Raw genomic sequence first — 17,467 nt, forward strand, 5'->3', positions numbered from 1 at the left:
ATAATCCTCCAGCGCGCCCTTGCCGCGCGAGGTGACAAAGATGAATTCCTTGATCCCGGCGGCGCGCGCCTCGTCGATGGCATATTGCACCAAAGGGCGGTCCACCAGGGTCATGATTTCCTTGGGCACCGATTTGGTCGCGGGCAAAAACCGGGTGCCAAGACCGGCAACCGGAAAAATCGCTTTGGTCACTTTTTTACGCATGAGAGATGTCCTGAAAAATAACTACAAAAATACGGGTTACCCGTCGTTTCTGCCATAGCTGCCGCGACAAAGCAAAACCAGTGGCCCGCGCCTTACCCGCGCCGGAAGATATTGCCAATGGTCTGAAACACCAGATCAAAGTCAAAACACATGTTCTGATGGCGTTGGTAGATCAGATCCAGCCGCGCCTTGGCGGGGATGCAGACCCGGCTATAGACCGCATCGGTTTCCTCGGCGGTGGTGCAGCGCGCCAAAAGCGCCGCCTCATGTTTGTGATAGGTGATCGAGGCCAGACCGGTGACGCCGGGGCGCGATTTCAGCACCGCGCTGTAGATCTCGGGGTTGGCTTCGACATATTGCCGCAGCGGCGGCCGTGGCCCGACAAAGGAGAGATCCCCCTTGAGGATATTCCACAGCTGCGGAAACTCATCCAGGCGTTTGGAGCGCAGCCAGGCGCCGGTTGCGGTGATGCGGGCGGCCTTGTCGCCCCCCGAGACCCCGGTGTCGTCCTGCGCAAGGGTCATGGTGCGCAGTTTCCACAGGCCAAAGCCCCGTGTCGGGGTGGTCATCCGCTCGGCGATATAAAACACCGGCCGCCCCTCTTTCCACAACAGCCAGAGCAGCACCGCCAGCAGGATGGGCCCGAGGATCACGATCAGCAGGGTGACAAAGAAGAGATCAAAAAGACGTTTGCGCCAGGTCATCAGCTGCGCGGCTCCTTGCTTTGGATAGGGTCTTTGGGACCGGCTGGTTTCTTGGCAAAAACAGGCTCTATCATGGACCATTCCGCCTGCATCTGCGCCGCATCCGCCTGCGGGATCTGACCCAGTATCCGCATCAGGAGCTGCAGATCGAGGGCGACCTCGGCAATGGCCGTCGCAGGCGCCGGGCACCGGTCAAAGGGCAGAGCGGCGGCGCGCAGCAGATCCGCCATCTCCACCAGGCCGGGCTGGGCCAGGTTCAGCGCTGCGGGCAGATCCGGAGTGCAGAGCAGCCGGGCCAGGATCTCGGCCAGGCTGCGCGGGCCGATATAGCTGCGCCGCGGGCTGCGCCCATCGGCAAACTGATCGAGGCAAAAGCCTGGCTGCCAGCCGCCAAGGATCGCGTCCAGCCCGGCGATATTGCCAATGCGCAGCGCGGTGACCGGCACCCCCAGCTCTGCGCCGAGGGCCTGGGCCTGCTGCTCCATCTCCAGCTTGGCCTGCCCATAGGCATTGGCGGGGTTGGGCGCGCAGTCCTCGGCCAACACCCCCGGCTGATTGCCATAGATGGCCGCCGAAGAGCTGAGCAGCACCCGCGGCGCCGGGCGCCCCGAGGTCTCAGCTGCCCGCGCCGCGGCCTGCACCGTGGCGCAGGCAAGCCGGGCATTATCCGCCAGATCGCCGCCGCGCCCCGGAATCGCCCCCGCCAGGCAGAGCACCTGATCGGCGCCCGAGATCAGCGCCGCAAGGCCTTTGGGATCGGTCAGCGGATCCAGCAGGGCGATGTGCTCAGCCGTGGTCACAGGGAGAAGAGAGGGCGGGAGGGGGCGTCGGCTTTGCCAGCGGAGGGCGCTGGCTATTTCCGGACTGCTGTAGAGCTGCGGCCAGCAGTGCCGCAGCAGGGTGCCAATCCGCCCCGAAGCGCCAAGAACAACTGTGACCGGAAAACCCATATATCGCCTCTGTTTGTACGAAGTGCGCCCTGTAGTTGACGCGCTGTCCTAGCCCAGTATCTTGCGGACACCAAAAATCAAGACCATTCCTGAAAAGAGCCTCTATGCGCTATCTGTTTCCCCTGCTTGCTGCTGTCAGCCTTCTCTTGTTGCCAGTGGCCTGCGGGCGTCTGCCCGGCGGGGCCCCCGCCAGCGAAGAGATTCTCAAGCAATCGGCGGATGCCAATGCGGATTTTGCGCTCTATGCGGTCAATCGCGCCTTCCTGCCAACGGTGGCGCAATGGCCCGCCACCGGCAAACAGGAGCGGCTGGGCTGGATCAATGCCAGCAATGGCGCCAAGACTCAGATCATTCAGCCCGGCGACAAGCTGACCCTGCGGATCTGGGACAGCAGCGACAACTCCCTGCTCACCTCGGTTGAGGAGAAAATGGTGCAGCTGCAGGATGTGCGGGTGGCGGCCAATGGCACCATCTTTATGCCCTATGTGGGCAATGTGAATGTGCTGGGGCTGACGCCGGAACTGGCCCGCGAACGGTTGCAGACAGAGCTGGAGAGCATCGTGCCCTCGGCGCAGCTGCAGCTGGATATGGCCGAGGGGCGCAACAATTCGGTGGATCTGGTCAGCGGTGTGGCCAATCCCGGCACCTATCCGATGCCAAACCGGAATTTTTCGGTGATGGGGCTGATCTCCATGGGCGGCGGTATCAGCGCCAGCCTGAACAATCCGCAGATCCGCCTGGTGCGCGGCCAGAGCATCTATGGCACCTCGGTGGATGCGCTGCTGAATGATCCGCGCCGCGACACCCTGCTGCGCGGCGGCGACCGGGTCTTTGTCGAAGAGGATGAGCGCTATTTCCTCTCCTTTGGCGCCACCGGCAAGGAAGATCTGCATATCTTCTCCAAGGATGAGATGTCGGCGATGGATGCGATGTCGATCTCTGGCGGCTTTCAGGATGGTCGGGCGGACCCGCAGGGCCTGCTGGTGCTGCGCGAATATACCGATGGTGCGGTGGCCCCTGGGGTGCGGGGCCCGCGCCAGACCCGGGTGGTGTTCAGCCTGGATCTGACCTCGGCGGATGGGCTGTTTTCGGCCCGGCAATTCCAGATCAACCCAGGAGATCTGGTGATCGCAACGGAATCGCCGATCAATGATGCGCTGACCATCTCCAATATCATCGGTAACTTCTTCGGGGTCTTCAGCAGTGCCGGTCTTTTGTAGAAGAGCGCGGCACAGCCTGTTCCCGCCTGATCTTGGTGTCGGGCAATTTTCCTGTGGGTAAAAAAAACCTTAAAAAGTTTAAATTTTTCCTTTAGTCTTACGCAGATTGCAGGCGCGGTTACGCCAACACGGGGCCGGAACTCTGCACGCCATGCCAACAGGATGTTCCGAAGGAGAGGCCTTAGACGATGCCATATGCAACAAGATCTCGCCTGATCGGGCTGGGCCTGAGTCTGGGCCTTGGCCTGGCCACCGCCGCGACCGCCCTGACTGTGGACCCGGTCGAACAACATAATTCCAACGCCGTTTGGTTTGAAAACTGGTCTGGCCTCAGCAATGCGCAGCTGGTGGTCTCTGCGCCCAATGGCAAGGTGACCGAAGTCTTTGCGGCCTCTGGCACCCCGGTTTTTGAGCTGGAGCGCGGCGCCACCCTGGATGGCATCTATCGCTACGAGCTGAAGGCCGCCACCGAGGAGCAGGTCGAGATCGCCAACCCGATCGACAATGGCCGGGCAGAAATCGCCAGTTCACAGGCCAAGGCCTTTTACATGAATGGGTCTTTTGTGGTCTCGCGCGGGGTGATTATCACCCCCGAAGAGATCCAGGAAGACTGACCCCAACACGCCGCGCCGCAGCCAGATCTGCGCCGCATCACAAAGGAATTTTCAGATGGTATTTTCACTTCAGCGCGGTCTCATTGCAGGTGTCAGCAGCCTGGGCCTGATGGCCGGAACCGCCCAGGCGGATCAGGTGATCCTTGATGATTTGATCGTTAACCAAAGCATCTGTGTCGGGAACGACTGTGTCAACGGCGAGAGCTTTGGCTTTGACACCATCCGGATGAAGGAAAACAACCTGCGCATCCACGCCGTGGATACCTCAACCACCTCCAGCTTCCCCACCGTGGACTGGCAGCTGACTTTCAATGACAGCGGTAATGGCGGGCAGAACAAATTCTCGGTTGATAACATCGATACCAGCCAGACCCCCTTGACCATCATTTCCGGCGCGCCCTCACATTCGGTCTTTGTCCAAAATTCCGGCCATGTGGGCTTTGGCACCGCGACCCCGGTTCTTGATCTGCATGTGAGAGGGGGCAACAGTCCGGCCCTGCGCCTGGAGCAGGATGGTTCTTCCGGCTTTACCCCACAGAGCTGGGATGTGGCCGGCAATGAGACCAATTTCTTTGTTCGCGATGCCACCAATGGCAGCCGTATCCCATTCAAGATCCGTCCCGCGGCTCCCAACAATGCGCTTTATGTCGATACCGATGGTGATGTGGGCCTGGGCACAGCCTCCCCGGATGCCGGGCTGCATCTCCTTGGCAATGGTATGCTGATCGAAAGCACCGATACTGCCACCGCCCCGACCGCCCTGATGGAAGTGCGCGGGGATACCCATATCACTGGCGGCGGCAATCTGCTGGTTGATGGCGGCGGCAGCGTCAAACTCTCCAATGCAGGGCTGGTGAATGTTCTGCTCTCTGACAGCTCTCATGTCGGTCCCGATCTCAAAATGGTGCTGGCCGATGGCACCTTCCGGCTGTCCTTTGACGGCACCGGCGTCGCCGAGATGGAACTGTTTGAAAACGGCAATATGATTATCCCCGGCAATCTGATCACCACCGGCGGTGGCGGCGCCTGTACGGCTGTAGATCCCTGTGACGCGGTGTTTGACCCCGAGGTCTATCAGGTGCCCTCGATCGAAGAGCACGCCGCCGAGATGTGGGCCGATAAGCACCTGCCGGCTGTGGGCCCAACCGGTCCGGGCATTCCTGTCAATGTCTCGGAGAAAATGCTGCGGATGCTGAACGAGCTGGAAACCGCACATATCTATATCGAACAGCTGAACAGCCGGATTTCCGAGCTGGAAACCCGCCTGAACGAAGGCTGAAGCGAACAGTCCTTGGCCCTGGTGCGGGAGCGCTGAGGACAAAGACAAGGACTGGTTCGGGAATATCTGCGCGCGCCCGAGGGCGCGCGTTTTTCATGTGCTGTCCCTTCACAAATCCGCTCTGGCCCGCGTCACGAAGCCGCTTGGCAAGGGCGGCGGCGGGCTCTAGCCTGAGCCCAGCCCCCTTATGAGGCCGCCTGGCAACAGCGGCCATTCTGACCCAAGACTGCCTGATCCAAGACTGCGAGAACCCCGTGCCTGCAAAGCCCCTGTCCAGCCCCTCGCCACGGGGGGGCACCGCTGCCCTCGGCGCCCGATTTGGCATCCGCTTTGGGCTGCGCTTTGCCCTCTCGGTGCTGTTTCTCGGGCTGCTCTGCTGGCTGTTCTGGACCGGGTCGCGCTATCCGGCGCTGAATGAAAAACTGCTGATGTCAGGCGCAATCCAGCTCGAAGACCCGCTGAGTTTTGAGGCCAGATTCCCCCTCAACGCCAGCATGAGCCTGATTGAGCGGGTGTTTTATTCAACCCTGAACTGGCTTTATACCAATAAGCAGGGGATGACATTTGGCCTGTTGTTTGGCGCCGGTTTTATGACCGCCCTGGGCTATCTGCGCCGTCGCAGCTTTGACAGCCGCCTGGCCAATTCCCTCCTGGGCCTGGGGCTTGGCGCGCCGCTCGGGGTCTGTGCCAATTGCGCCGCCCCCATTGGCCGCGGGCTCTATGCCTCTGGCATGCGGGCGGAAACCGCGCTGGCCGCCATGGTGGCCTCTCCCAGCCTGAACTTTGTGGTGCTGACCATGCTGCTGACGCTGGTGCCGCTTTATATGGTGGTGGTGAAGGTGGCGCTGTCGCTGGTGGTGATCCTCGGCCTGGTGCCACTGCTCTGCCGCTTGCTGCCCGCTGCCGATCAACCGGGGATCTCAGCCGCCGCCAGTATCCCGCCCCCACCACCACAGAGCTGGAGCGCGGCGGAGCTGGCGACAGCTGAAGACAGCACAGGTAAAGACAGTTCAGGCGAAGGCCTGCTGCGGGCGCTTTGGGAGGTGACAAAATCCTATCTGGGCAATCTGTGGTATCTGCTGCGGCTGACCGTGCCCTTGATGCTGGCGGCCGGGTTTCTCGGCGCGCTGGTGGCCACGCTTTTGCCCGCCGATCTGATCACCGGGCTGCCCTTTGCCTTTGGCCTCCTGGTGGTGATTGCCCTGGTGGGGCTGTTCCTGCCGGTGCCCATGGGGTTTGACGTGGTGCTCTGCGGTGTCTTGATCGCCAGCGGCCTGGCCCAGGGCTATGTCATGGCGCTGCTGCTTACCTTAGGCAGTTTTTCGATCTATTCCTTCTTTATCATCCGGCAGATGCTGGGGCTGCGGCTGGCCGGGCTGATGGCCTTGGCCATTGCCAGCCTCGGGGTGCTGGCCGGGCTCGGTGCCCAGGGCTATCACCACTGGCAAAGCCAGCGCGCCCTGGAGATGTTGCTGCAAAGCCAGGCGGCGCCACAGACCCCTGCCCTGACATCTCCCAGCCCCAACGGCGGTAGCCTGTTCTGGGGCGCCGCCCAGGCCGCCACCCTTGAAACCACCCCAGCGGGTGAGCCGCTGCCACAGGTCACCAGTGCGGATGCGGCAGAGATCAAGATCACCATGCAGCCCCTGGCGCCGCCCAGCCCGGCGGGCGAAACCCTGTTCAGCCGCGCCGAGGCCGCGCGTATCGGCATCGACAAACCGTTGGAATTCTCCATGCGCGATATGTGGCCGCCCTTTTGGGAGGGGCGCAGCCTGTCCTCGGGCGATTTTGACCGCGATGGCGATATCGACCTGGCCGTGGCCTCCACCGAGGTCGGGCTTTATCTATATAAAAACGACGGCAGCGGGCAGTTTGCCCGGGTGGCCCTGGATCTTGGCGCTCTGGCGGATCTGCATGTCTTTAACGCGGTGCTGGTGGATATCGACAATGACGGCTGGCAGGATCTGTTCCTGGCCAGCTATCTGGAGGGCAATTTCTGGTGGCGCAACCATGGCGGCAGCTTTGGCGCCACCCCGCCCCGCCTGGTGCAGAACCGCGCCGATACCCCGCTCTCCATGGCGCTGAGCTTTGCCGATCTGGATGGCGATGGCTATCTTGATCTCGGGCTTGGGAACTGGGCGGCGGGCTGGTACCGGCGCATTCCGGGCGAGGAATCCCGCAACCGGGTCATCTTCAACCCCGATGGGCAGCTGAGCGGCACCCTGTTTCGCGAATTGCCCGGCATCCCCGGCGAGACCCTCTCGGTGCTGTTCAGCGATTTTGACGGCGACGGGGCGCAGGATCTGATTGTCGGCAATGATTTTGACATCCCCGATTATTTTTACCGCGGCGATGGCCAGGGCAATCTGACCATGCTGACCCAGCCCGAGGGGCTGATCCCCCATACCACCACCACCACCATGTCGGTCTCGGTGGCGGATCTGTTCAATGATGGCCGCGCCGAGATCTATCTGGCCCAGATCGCCGGGCGCTCTTCCGGGGTGTCGGAGCGGCTGAAGATGCAACCGCTCGGGCTTTATTGCGAAGCCATAGAGGACAGTGCCGCCAAGGCCACCTGCCAGCAGAACATGGCGATCAAGCGCTGGTATAAATCCGGCAACAGGTTTGATCCTTCTTATGCGGCGCGCTGCCAGACCCTGGATCAACACAACCAGGGCGCGTGCAAAGCCATGTTGATCAAGGATCTGGCCATTCAGAAACGCGATGCCAGTCTTTGTGCTCTGATCCCGGCCCATCAGGCAGTGCCGCGGGCCTATTGTGATCTGCATTTCAAACCCAGCCGTGCGCCCCTGGCCGAGGAGGTTGCCCTCAGCCATCCGCAGATCCTGCGCGCCAATGTGCTGCTGGAATGGCAGGGGCAGCGCTACGCAGATACCGCCCCGGCGCGCGGGCTCGAGGTTGGCGGCTGGAGCTGGGACAGCAAGGTGGCGGATTATGATCAGGATGGCTGGCAGGACCTTTATATTGTCAATGGCACCTGGGTGCCCAACGAGGTCTCCCCCTCCAATCTGTTCTTCCGCAATAGCGGCCAGGGCGGTTTTGAAGAGGCCTCGGGGCCGGCGGGGCTGGAGGATTACCTGATGACCGCTGCCGCCAGCCAGTTTGATCTGGACGGGGATGGCGATCTGGATCTGGTGACCCATCCGGTCAATGGCCCGCTGACCCTGTTTCGCAATAACACGCAGCAGCCCGGGCTGGTGTTTCAGCTGCAGGATCATCAGGGCAACCGGGATGGGATCGGCGCCCGTATCAGCCTGGAGATGCCCCCGGAAGCGGGGATGGGTCTGGTGCAGAGCCGCGATCTGCAGCTGGGCGGCGGCTTTATGAGCTATGATGCGCCACGGGCGCATTTTGGCCTCGGCGCGGGGCACGTGGCTGACGCCGCCCGCATCCGCTGGCCCGATGGCAGCGAGACCCGGATCCAGGGGCCGCTGCGCGCTGGCAGCCTCTATCAGGTGAGGCGCCAGCGCGAGTGATCCCCCGGCCTGCTGAGCGCCACAGAATCAGGCCTGACTGAAGCCCGAATCAACATCGGAGCCGCGCTGACAGCGGATTCGCTGGCGCGCCTTTCCGGCTGAGGCCAGGCTGGGATCAGGCCGACTAACCCGCCGCAATCAGGTGAAAATTTCCCCTGCGCCGCGCTGGATCCCACTGCGCCCCTGGGTTGCATCGGCAAAAACTGGCCAATCTGCGACAGTCAGGGAAAATTTAGTCCTTTTGAAAATGCGCCATTGCTGTGCGCCGCCCTGCCGCCCTACCCTATGGCGCGACCCTGCAAGCTGCCGCGCGCGGGTTTGATTTAGATTTCAACGACCTCTGATACTGCCGGGATATCCCATGACCGATTTGCTGCGCCGCTTTTCACATCTGCTTGTTGCAGGCTTTTTGCTGGTGCTGCCCGGTCTGGCCCAGGCGCAGGCGGCGCCGAGTTTCACGGCACTCTTTAGCCCCGACAGTATCACCGCTGGGGGGGAGAGTTCTCTCACCTTCACCATCGACAACAGTTCCGGCCCGACCGGGGCCTCGGATCTGGCCTTTAGCGCCACCCTGCCGACCGGGGTGACCATTGCCGACGGCAGCCAGAGCAATAGCTGTACCAACAGCAGTCTGACCGCCGTTAGTGGCTCTGCCAGCATCACCGTGAGCGATGGTCGTCTGGGCGCCGGACAGATCTGTATGATTTCCCTGCCGGTCACCTCCAGCACCGTGACCACCCATAGCTTAACCACGGGTGATCTGACCTCCTCGCTGGGCAATAGCAGCACTGCCACCGATGATCTGGTGGTCAATGCCAGCGCTTATAATTTCCTCGCCTCGGTCAGCCCCGGCGCCGTGGATCCCGGCAGCACCGCCACCCTGAGCTATTCCTTTGATGTGGTGATCCCAGCCTCCCCTGTCTTTGCGGACTGGCGCACCACCGATCTGAACATGACCCTGCCGACGGGGTTGGAGTTTACCAACCCCTTTGACGGCACCACCACAGCAGGCTGCTCTGGCGTTCTGACAGCAGATACCGATAGCGGCGTGCTCAGCTTTGACGGTACCCCGCTGAACGCCGAGGGAACCTATTCCTGTACCATCACCGCTGTCATCACCGGCGACACCCCGGCGGACCATGTGGTGAGCAGTACGCTGACGGTAGCGGAGGGCTTTGGCTCCCCGGTGACAACCGAGACCAAGGTGGTTGATTTCACCGTCAACACCCCGCCTGCCGATGGGCTGGGCTTTGTCAAAAGCTTCGATGTTTCGCAGGCCAGCGCAGGCGCCTCTGTGACGCTGAATTTTGCCCTCAGCAATACCAGCCGGACCGCCACTGCCACCAATATCAGCTTCAGTGATGATCTCAACGCGATGCTGGCGGGGCTGGCGGCAACAGCGCTGCCCGCAGATGGGTTTTGCGGGCCGGGATCAAGCCTCAGTGGCAGCAGCACATTGACCCTGAGCGGAGCGACGCTGGCCGCCGAAGCCAGCTGCGATTTTGATGTCACTCTGCTGGTGCCGGCCGCCGCTGCCTCGGGGGTCTATACCAATAGCACCAGCGCCATCAGCGCGGACCTGGATGGCAGCCCCTATACCGGCCGTGTGGCCAGCACCACCCTGCGGGTGCTGGGCGATGGCGGCTTGGCGCCGCAGTTCAGCAAGGCCTTTGTGGCCTCCCCCACCGCCCCCGGTGGCATCGCCACCCTGCGCTATACCATCACCAACCCCAACAGCGCTCAGACCCTCAGCGCCATGGCCTTTACCGATGGCATCAGCGCCATCACCGGCAGCAACGGGGTCTCGATGAATACCCTGCCCTCCCCGGGGGACTGCGGCGCAGGCAGCACCTTCTCGCTGGCGGTGCCAAATCTCGATGAATTTGAATTGAGCGTCACCGGGGCAAATCTCACTGCGGGCAGCAGCTGTACCTTTGACCTGCTCCTGAATGTGGACGCGGCGGTGCCACCGGGCAGCTATCCCTTCAGCAGCAGCACCCTGACCGCCAGTGTCGGCGGCAGCACGGTGAGCGCCCTGCCCGCCAGTGCCACCCTACAGGTGGAGGGCGGCGCCAATCTCACCTTTGTCAAGGTCTTCAGCGAGGATCTGGTGGGGGCCGGCGGTACCGCCACCCTGACCTATACCCTCACCTCGGCGGCGGAATCCCCCGCCACGGCCACCGGCCTCGGCTTCAGCGATGATCTTGATGGCTTCCTGACGGGCACCACCCTGGGCATCACCAGCAATGGCTGCGGCGGCAGCGCCGGGCTCTTTGCCGGCAATAGCCGCCTTGACTATACCCTCGGCAGCCTGGACCCCGGTGCCAGCTGTAGCATCGTCACCACCGTTTCGATCCCCGGCGGGGCTGCCAATGGCACCTATACCAGCACCACCAGCACCCCGCTGACCGGCACAGCCGGCGGCGAGGCCCTGTCGGTGCCGGCGGCCAGTGACAGCCTGCAGGTGCTGACCGCCCAGCCGCTGGTGAGCAGCCATAGTCTGAGCCCCAGTTCAGCCCTGCCCGGCGAGACCGTGACCCTGACCTATACGCTGACCAACCCAGACCCCAGCGCCGCCTATACCGCCGGGTTCTTTACGGAAAACTACAGCGCCGCCCTTTCGGGTCTGGCGGCCAGTGCCCTGCCTGCCGGTGGTTTTTGTGGCGGCGGCAGCGCTGCCAGCGGCACCACCTTTGGTACTTTTACCGGCCTGGAAATTCCGGCCTCAGACAGTTGCAGCTTCTCGGTCGACCTGCTGGTGCCCGCCGGGGCCAGCGATGGCAGCTACCAGCTGCTCAGCTCAAGCGTCTCCGCAACGGTGGGGGGCAACCCGGTGGCCCTGCCTGCCATGACCGAGACACTGCTGGTGGATTCCGCCCTGGTGCAGCTGGTCAAATCCTATAGCAGTGATCCGACGGCCCCCGGCGGCACGGTGACCGTCAATTACACCCTGACCAATCTCAACAGTACCAAGGCGCTGGCCAATCTGGCTTTCAGCGATGATCTTGATGGGCTGCTCACCGGGCTGGCCTCGACCTCTGGCAGCCAGTCCAATATCTGCGGCGCCGGCTCCGGCCTGACCGGCACCGGCACGCTCGGCTTCACCTCCGGCAGCCTCGCGGCTGGCGCCAGCTGCAGCTTCAGCGCCAGCCTCGCGGTGCCCGGCGGCGCCAGCGCCAATATCTATTCAAGCTCCACCAGCGCCGTGAGCGGCGATGCCGCTGGCTTGACCATCAGCGGCCCTGCGGCGACCACATCGCTCACCATCAGCGCCTTTGAGCTGCCCAGTTTCACCAAGAGCTTTACCCCGGCGGCCATGGCCCCGGCGGGCAGCAGCACCCTGACCTATGTGATCACCAATACCGACAGCAGTACCAGCCTGTCGGGGCTGCGGTTTTCCGATGATCTGGACAGCGCGCTCAGCGGCATGGTGGTCTCCGGCGGCACCGGCAGCAATCTCTGCGGCGCCGGATCAACTGTCTCCGGCAGCGGCCAGATCAGCCTCGAAAACGGGCTACTGGCCGCCAGTGAAAGCTGCACCATCACCCTGACGGTCACCGCGCCCGCTGCCGCCACCCCGGGCAGCTATACCAGCACCACCAGCACCCTGACCGCCAATGGCACCTTTGCCGCCAATGCCGCCAGCGCCGGGTTTTCCGTGGAACCGCCCCCCGGCTTTGCCCAGGCGGTCTCTCCGGCAACGATCAACCAGGGCGGCACCAGCACCGCGACCTTTACCATCGACAATACCAGTTCCGCCCTGGCGGCCTCAAGCCTGGATTTCAGCAATAGCCTGCCCGCCGGGCTGATTATCGCTACCCCGCCCAATCTGGCGGTGACCTGCAGCGGCGGCAGTGCCACCGCGGTGGCAGGCAGCAGCACCCTCACCTATACCGGTGGCACGGCCCCGGCCGGTGCCAGCTGCAGTGTCGCGGTGGATCTGAAGGCCACAGTAGGTGGCACATATGTCAATACCAGTGGCAATCTCACCTCTTCGCTGGGCCTGTCGAGCACCGCCGTGGCCACCCTGGTGGCCACCGCCACCAGCGTCTCCCTGGATCAGGACCCCATCGGTCTGGCCAATCAGAGCGCCGTCAGCTTTACCTTTGCCAATGCCGAGGTCGGGGCCAGCTACAGCTATAGCCTGACCTCCTCGGGCGGCGGCAGCGCCGTCACCGGCAGCGGCAGCATCAGCAGCACCACGGAAACCGTCAGCGGGCTGGATCTCTCCGGGCTCGGCGATGGCACCATTGGTCTGGCCGTGACGGTGACCGGCAGCCAGGGCCATGTCGCCCCGGTGATCACCGACAGCGCCAGCAAGACCACCAGCCGCCCCAGCGCCACCCTGGCCGGGCCAGCAGCAGCCCAGAGCAGCGCCTTTGCGGTCACCCTGAGCTTCAGCGCCAGCGTCACCGGCCTGGCCGAGGCCGATTTCACCATCGACAATGGCACGGCCTCTGGCCTGTCGGGCAGTGGCGCCAGCTATTCTGTCACCGTCACCCCGGATCACGATGGCACGGTGACGATCAGCCTGCCCGCCGACAGCGCCACAGATGGCGGCGGCAATGGCAACCAGGTCAGCAATAGCCTCACCGTTGAGGCGGATCTGACCGGCACGCCCGACCCCAGCCCACCTGCCGATACCGATGGCGATGGCGTCGCTGACAATCTCGAAAGCAGCTCAGCCGACCGCGATGGCGATGGTATTGTCGACAGCGCCGATTATGATCCGCAGGGCTATTTCTACTGCGAAGACGATGGCCGGATCCTCTCGGGCGGCGGCATCACCGTCACCGGGCCAAGCGGCTCCAACAGTTCGGTCGGGATCTCCAACAACATCAATATCGTGCGCGATGGCTCCACCGGGGAATACCAGTGGTTTGCCCTGGTGCCCGGCACCTATAGCGTTGCCTATAGCTATCCCAGCTCTGGCGTCGCCAGCACCGCGCGGCTCACTTCCGGCTCTTTGGATGTGACTACGCTGCTGCCCGCCAACCCGGCTGTGCTGGGCTCGACCCAGGTGGGGTCCACCGGGCTGCTGGCGGATACCTCCCTGGCGGCCAACCCGGTATTTTACGATACCTTTGTGATTGAGGCGGGCGATCCCCATGTGCTGGCCAATAATATCCCGATGACCAGCTGCCAGGTCTTCAAGGAGATCTCGGCCAGCACCAGCGATACCGGCGCCGAGGCCAATGGCGCGGCCACCGATGGCATCACTGTTACCATCAGTCAGACCCTGGTTTCGGGTCAGGACAGTGTCATCAGCTATACCATGAGCGGCACCGCCACCTCCGGGGTGGATTACACCGCACCCTCGGGCAGCGTCACCATCCCGGCGGGCAGCACCTCGGTCACGGTGGATCTGCCGGTGCTCGAGGACGGGCTGATCGAGGGCAGTGAAACCGTGATCCTGACCCTCACCGCGCTCACCTCCGGGGCGACGGATGTGCGGCTCTCTACGACCCCGGCCAATCTGATCGCCAGCAGCACGCTGTTTGATGATGACAGCGCCTCTGTTGCGGTCAGCAATGATGATCTCACCGCCAGCGAGGGCGGCAGCGACACTGCGGCGATGTCGTTCAGACTGTTGGGGCAACCGGGGCAGAATGTGGTGCTCACCTTTGCCGGCGATGCCCAGTGCAACGTCTCCCCTGCGGTGCTGACCTTTACCAGCGTCAATTATGCCAGCAGCCAGAGCCTGACCATCACGGCCATTGAGGACAATATCGCCGAGGGCAGCCACAGCTGCCAGCCCACCGTCACGGTGAGCTCGGCGGATCTGGCCTATGATGCCTTTGCGCTGACCCTGGCCCAGGTCTCGGTCTCTGATGATCTGATCGCCCAGATCCGGGCACCGCTGACCGCAGTGCTGAAAAACGATCTGGAGCAGACCGTTGTTGCCCAGCAGCGCTATTTCAGCGGCATCGCCAAGGGGGCCCTGTCACGGCTGCAGGAGGGCGAGGACGGCCTGGGCTGTGGGGCCCTGGCCAGTTTTGACGTCGATGGCAGCATCCAGACCCAGGGCGGCACCGGCCAGAGCAAGGGTAATTTTGGCTATGATGTCTATAATTGCGCCACCGGCAGCCGCAATATTCTGTCCGGCAGCTTCAGCCTGTCGCGCACCGAGAATATCGGCACCCAGGGGCTGGTGCAATTTGCCAACCAGCGCGAGCGCTTCCTGTCGGAACGGGATCTGCGCGGCAAGTTCTGGGGCGGTTATCTCACCCGGACCAATGTCACCGGGCTGGCGGATGGCCATATCAATGGCATTGGCGTCAATGCCGGGCTCTATGGCGCCCGCCGGCTGGGCGCGGGGCTGTTCCTGGATTACTATGCCGCCGGGGGCTTTGGTCATCACCGCTTTGATCTCAATTTTGCCACCGGATCCGGCGCCATCCAGGCCGATGGCAGCTATGAATATGCCGCCGCCTATGCCGGGGTTGCACTTTCTGGGGAGCATAAACTGGAGAGCATGGTGATTACCCCGCGTATTGGCCTGGATCTGGCCTATGCGCTGGTCGGCGATGCCGATGTCACCGCCCGGCAGCTGGGCCATGTCAATACCGGCAGTATTGATCTGCCCAACTACGATGGCGGGCGGCTCTTTGCCGAGGTGGAATTTGCCGGTCTGGCCAGCGAGGATCCCCGTGGCATCTCCAGCCGCATCGCCGTGACCCCGCGCCTGATCTGCGAGGTCTCCTCCTATGACAGCGATCTGGACTGCGGGCTGGGGCTGGGCTTTAGCCACGAGCTGTTCAACCCGATGACCGGGCTCAGCTTCAGCTTTGAGATCGACTATGAAAAGGTCGATGCCACCGACCGGCTCAGCCTGGATCTGCACCGCGAACGCCGCTTTGCCAATGATCAGGGCGCGGTGGTGACCCGCCTGTCGATGCCACAGTCGGATACAGACTCGCTGACGCTCGAACACGGGCTGCGCCTCGACTTCTGATCAGGCCAGCCGCCGCAGAGGCTCAGGAAAACCGCCGCTCCAATTGGGGCGGCGGTTTTTCGTGCTGAGGCCCCAGTAGGTAGCGCTGTCTCAGGGCTGCTGCAGCACCAGGGTTCGGGCCCGCTGCTGGGCCTCGACAATCTGCGCCGCCGGGATCTGCGCCGCCAGACTGCTGGCCAGCGCTGGTGCCTCTGGCTGGCCGGCAGCAATCGCCAGCACCAGCCACATATAGGCCAGCATATAGTCCTGCGGCAGCAGCCGTCCCTCGACATAGAGCAGCGCCAGATTGCCCATGGCCTCGGCCTGCCCGGCCTGGGCTGCGGCCTGCAGCAGCTGCACCGCCTGGCGCTGCAGCGCCGGTTCCGCAACTGTTGCAGGTTGCAGGATCAGCCAGCCAAGCTGGAACTGCGCCAGTGGCGCACCGGTCTGGGCGCGGCTCTGCAGGGCGGCAAGAGCTGCATCAGTGGTCTGCGGATAATCCACCCCTGCAGGGTAAATCGCACCGGGGCGGGTCCGGCTGATCAGCGTAGCGCCCCCCCGGCCCAGATCCGCCGCCTGGCGATAGAGCGCCTCGGCGCGGGCCTCGTCCAGCGCCACGCCAAAGCCGTTTTCATAAAGGGTGCCCAGGTTGTTCAGCGCCATTACCAGCCCCTGATCAGCGGCGGCCTGAAACAGCTCTGCGGCCCGGAGGTAATCCTGTGCCACCCCCGCGCCGCGGACATAGATCAGGCCCAGATTGTTCTGCGCCCGGGCATGGCCTGCTGCGGCCGGTGCTTCATAAAGCTGGCGCGCCCGGCCCGGGTCCTGCGCCACCCCGCTGCCGTTTTGATAGAGCACCCCAAGGCTGACGGCGGCCTCGAGGTGGCCCAGATCCGCCGCCCGGCGATAAAGCTGCGCCGCGCGGGCGGGGTCGGCGATGCCCTCAGGGCCCTGTTCCAGCAGGCTGGCCAGGTGGAACAGCGGTTCAGCCTGGCCGGAGGCGGCGGCCCGCTGCAGCCAGTGCAGCGCCAGGCTCGGGTCCCGTGGCACCCCAAGCCCCTGCAGATAGGTCTGTCCCAGACGGCTTTGGGCGGCACTGACGCCCTGATCGGCGGCCAGGCGGAACCACTGCACCGCCGCGGCATAATCCTGCAGAGGCCCCAGGCCGCGCTGCAGCTGATCCCCCAGCAGATACTGCGCCTCAGCATGGCCTGCCTCGGCCTGGGCGCGCAGCTGATCAAAGGCATTGGCGCTCTCTTGCAGGACTGGAACCGCCCGCTGCGGAGCGCTTTGTTGTGTCTGTACTTGCGCCTGTGCCTGGGCCGCCGCAGCGCCCCAAAGCAGCAAAGAGACCCCGATCTGCCGGATAAGGCGCAGGCGCTGCGGGCTGCGCGCCGGGGTCATTCGCCCGCCCCGCCCGGCCTGGCAGTGGCAAAGAACTGCCGGGCCAGTGCCTGGGCCTCAGCCACCTGCTCCGGCGTCATCAGATCCGCCACCACGGCGCGCATCTCAAAAGCCGCCGTGCTGCCCCCCGCCGCCGCCACATTGAGCCAGCTATGGGCCTGCACATAGTCCTGCGCCAGCCCCTCGCCCTGGATATACAGGCGTCCCAACTGATGCTGAGCCTCCACATCACCCGCCTCGGCCGCGCGGGTCAGCCAGGGCGCGGCCGCCTCGGCATCGCCACTTGCCAGCAGCGCCTGCCCATAGGAGGCCTGCGCCGGACGCAGCCCCGCCTCGGCCTGCAACTGCAGCCAGTTCCGGGCCTCCGGCAGGTCTTCAGAAGCCAAAAGCGCCACCCAGGGCACCATGCGATGGGGCGCCATCATGCCGTCAAGATCTCCGGTCATGGCCAGGGTGCCAAGGCGCTGCTGCGCCGGGGCACTGCCCTGTTCAACCGCCTGTCGGTACATTTTGACCGCCGCAGTGAAATCCGCCTGCTGGTGCAACCCCTGTTCCAGCATCTGCCCCAGAGCATAGCTGGCCCCTGGCGCGCCTTCGGCAGCAGCGCGGCTCAGCAGCATCCAGGCCTGTTGCGGATTGGCCGCAACCCCGTCACGGCCCA

The 17,467-nt window shown here is 63.8% G+C and carries 10 protein-coding genes; 5 read left to right on the forward strand and 5 right to left on the reverse strand.

Annotation, left to right across the window (positions count from 1 at the left end):
• The 3 genes from ABJP42_RS16335 to ABJP42_RS16345 all read right to left on the reverse strand — a co-directional run.
• Window positions 1-204 (reverse strand): sugar phosphate nucleotidyltransferase (locus ABJP42_RS16335; protein WP_348340385.1); only part of this gene is annotated, 204 nt, incomplete at its 3' end.
• Window positions 205-296: 92 nt separating this feature from the next.
• Window positions 297-908 carry a sugar transferase gene (locus tag ABJP42_RS16340; RefSeq protein WP_348342229.1) on the reverse strand — a complete coding sequence of 204 codons (612 nt, stop codon included), beginning with the start codon at window positions 906-908 and terminating at the stop codon, window positions 297-299.
• Window positions 908-1,858, reverse strand: coding sequence for an NAD-dependent epimerase/dehydratase family protein (locus tag ABJP42_RS16345; protein WP_348342231.1), 951 nt, complete (start codon window positions 1,856-1,858; stop codon window positions 908-910). The genes ABJP42_RS16340 and ABJP42_RS16345 overlap by 1 nt, the downstream gene beginning before the upstream one ends.
• A 104-nt stretch (window positions 1,859-1,962) precedes the next feature.
• Here ABJP42_RS16345 and ABJP42_RS16350 point away from each other — a divergent pair, with 104 nt between their 5' ends.
• From ABJP42_RS16350 to ABJP42_RS16370, 5 genes are all read left to right on the forward strand, one after another.
• Window positions 1,963-3,078 (forward strand): polysaccharide biosynthesis/export family protein, encoded by a 1,116-nt coding sequence (locus ABJP42_RS16350; protein ID WP_348342233.1) that lies wholly within the window; start codon window positions 1,963-1,965, stop codon window positions 3,076-3,078.
• Window positions 3,079-3,266: 188 nt separating this feature from the next.
• Window positions 3,267-3,692, forward strand: coding sequence for a hypothetical protein (locus ABJP42_RS16355; RefSeq protein ID WP_348342235.1), 426 nt, complete (start codon window positions 3,267-3,269; stop codon window positions 3,690-3,692).
• Window positions 3,693-3,747: 55 nt separating this feature from the next.
• A complete protein-coding gene (locus ABJP42_RS16360; RefSeq protein WP_348342237.1) occupies window positions 3,748-4,971 on the forward strand; it encodes a hypothetical protein in 1,224 nt (407 codons plus the stop codon).
• A gap of 254 nt (window positions 4,972-5,225) precedes the next feature.
• On the forward strand, window positions 5,226-8,468 hold the full coding sequence (locus ABJP42_RS16365; protein ID WP_348342239.1) for an FG-GAP-like repeat-containing protein: 3,243 nt from the start codon (window positions 5,226-5,228) through the stop codon (window positions 8,466-8,468).
• A 361-nt stretch (window positions 8,469-8,829) separates the two neighbouring features.
• Window positions 8,830-15,423, forward strand: coding sequence for a beta strand repeat-containing protein (locus tag ABJP42_RS16370; protein ID WP_348342241.1), 6,594 nt, complete (start codon window positions 8,830-8,832; stop codon window positions 15,421-15,423).
• A 90-nt stretch (window positions 15,424-15,513) separates the two neighbouring features.
• On the opposite strand, the gene ABJP42_RS16375 is transcribed toward ABJP42_RS16370, so the two are convergent.
• On the reverse strand, window positions 15,514-16,806 hold the full coding sequence (locus ABJP42_RS16375; protein ID WP_348342243.1) for an SEL1-like repeat protein: 1,293 nt from the start codon (window positions 16,804-16,806) through the stop codon (window positions 15,514-15,516).
• Window positions 16,803-17,467 (reverse strand): tetratricopeptide repeat protein (locus tag ABJP42_RS16380; RefSeq protein ID WP_348342245.1); only part of this gene is annotated, 665 nt, incomplete at its 5' end. The genes ABJP42_RS16380 and ABJP42_RS16375, both read right to left, overlap by 4 nt.

Source organism: Pseudophaeobacter sp. (assembly GCF_039971195.1).
Classification (GTDB): Bacteria; Pseudomonadota; Alphaproteobacteria; order Rhodobacterales; family Rhodobacteraceae; genus Pseudophaeobacter.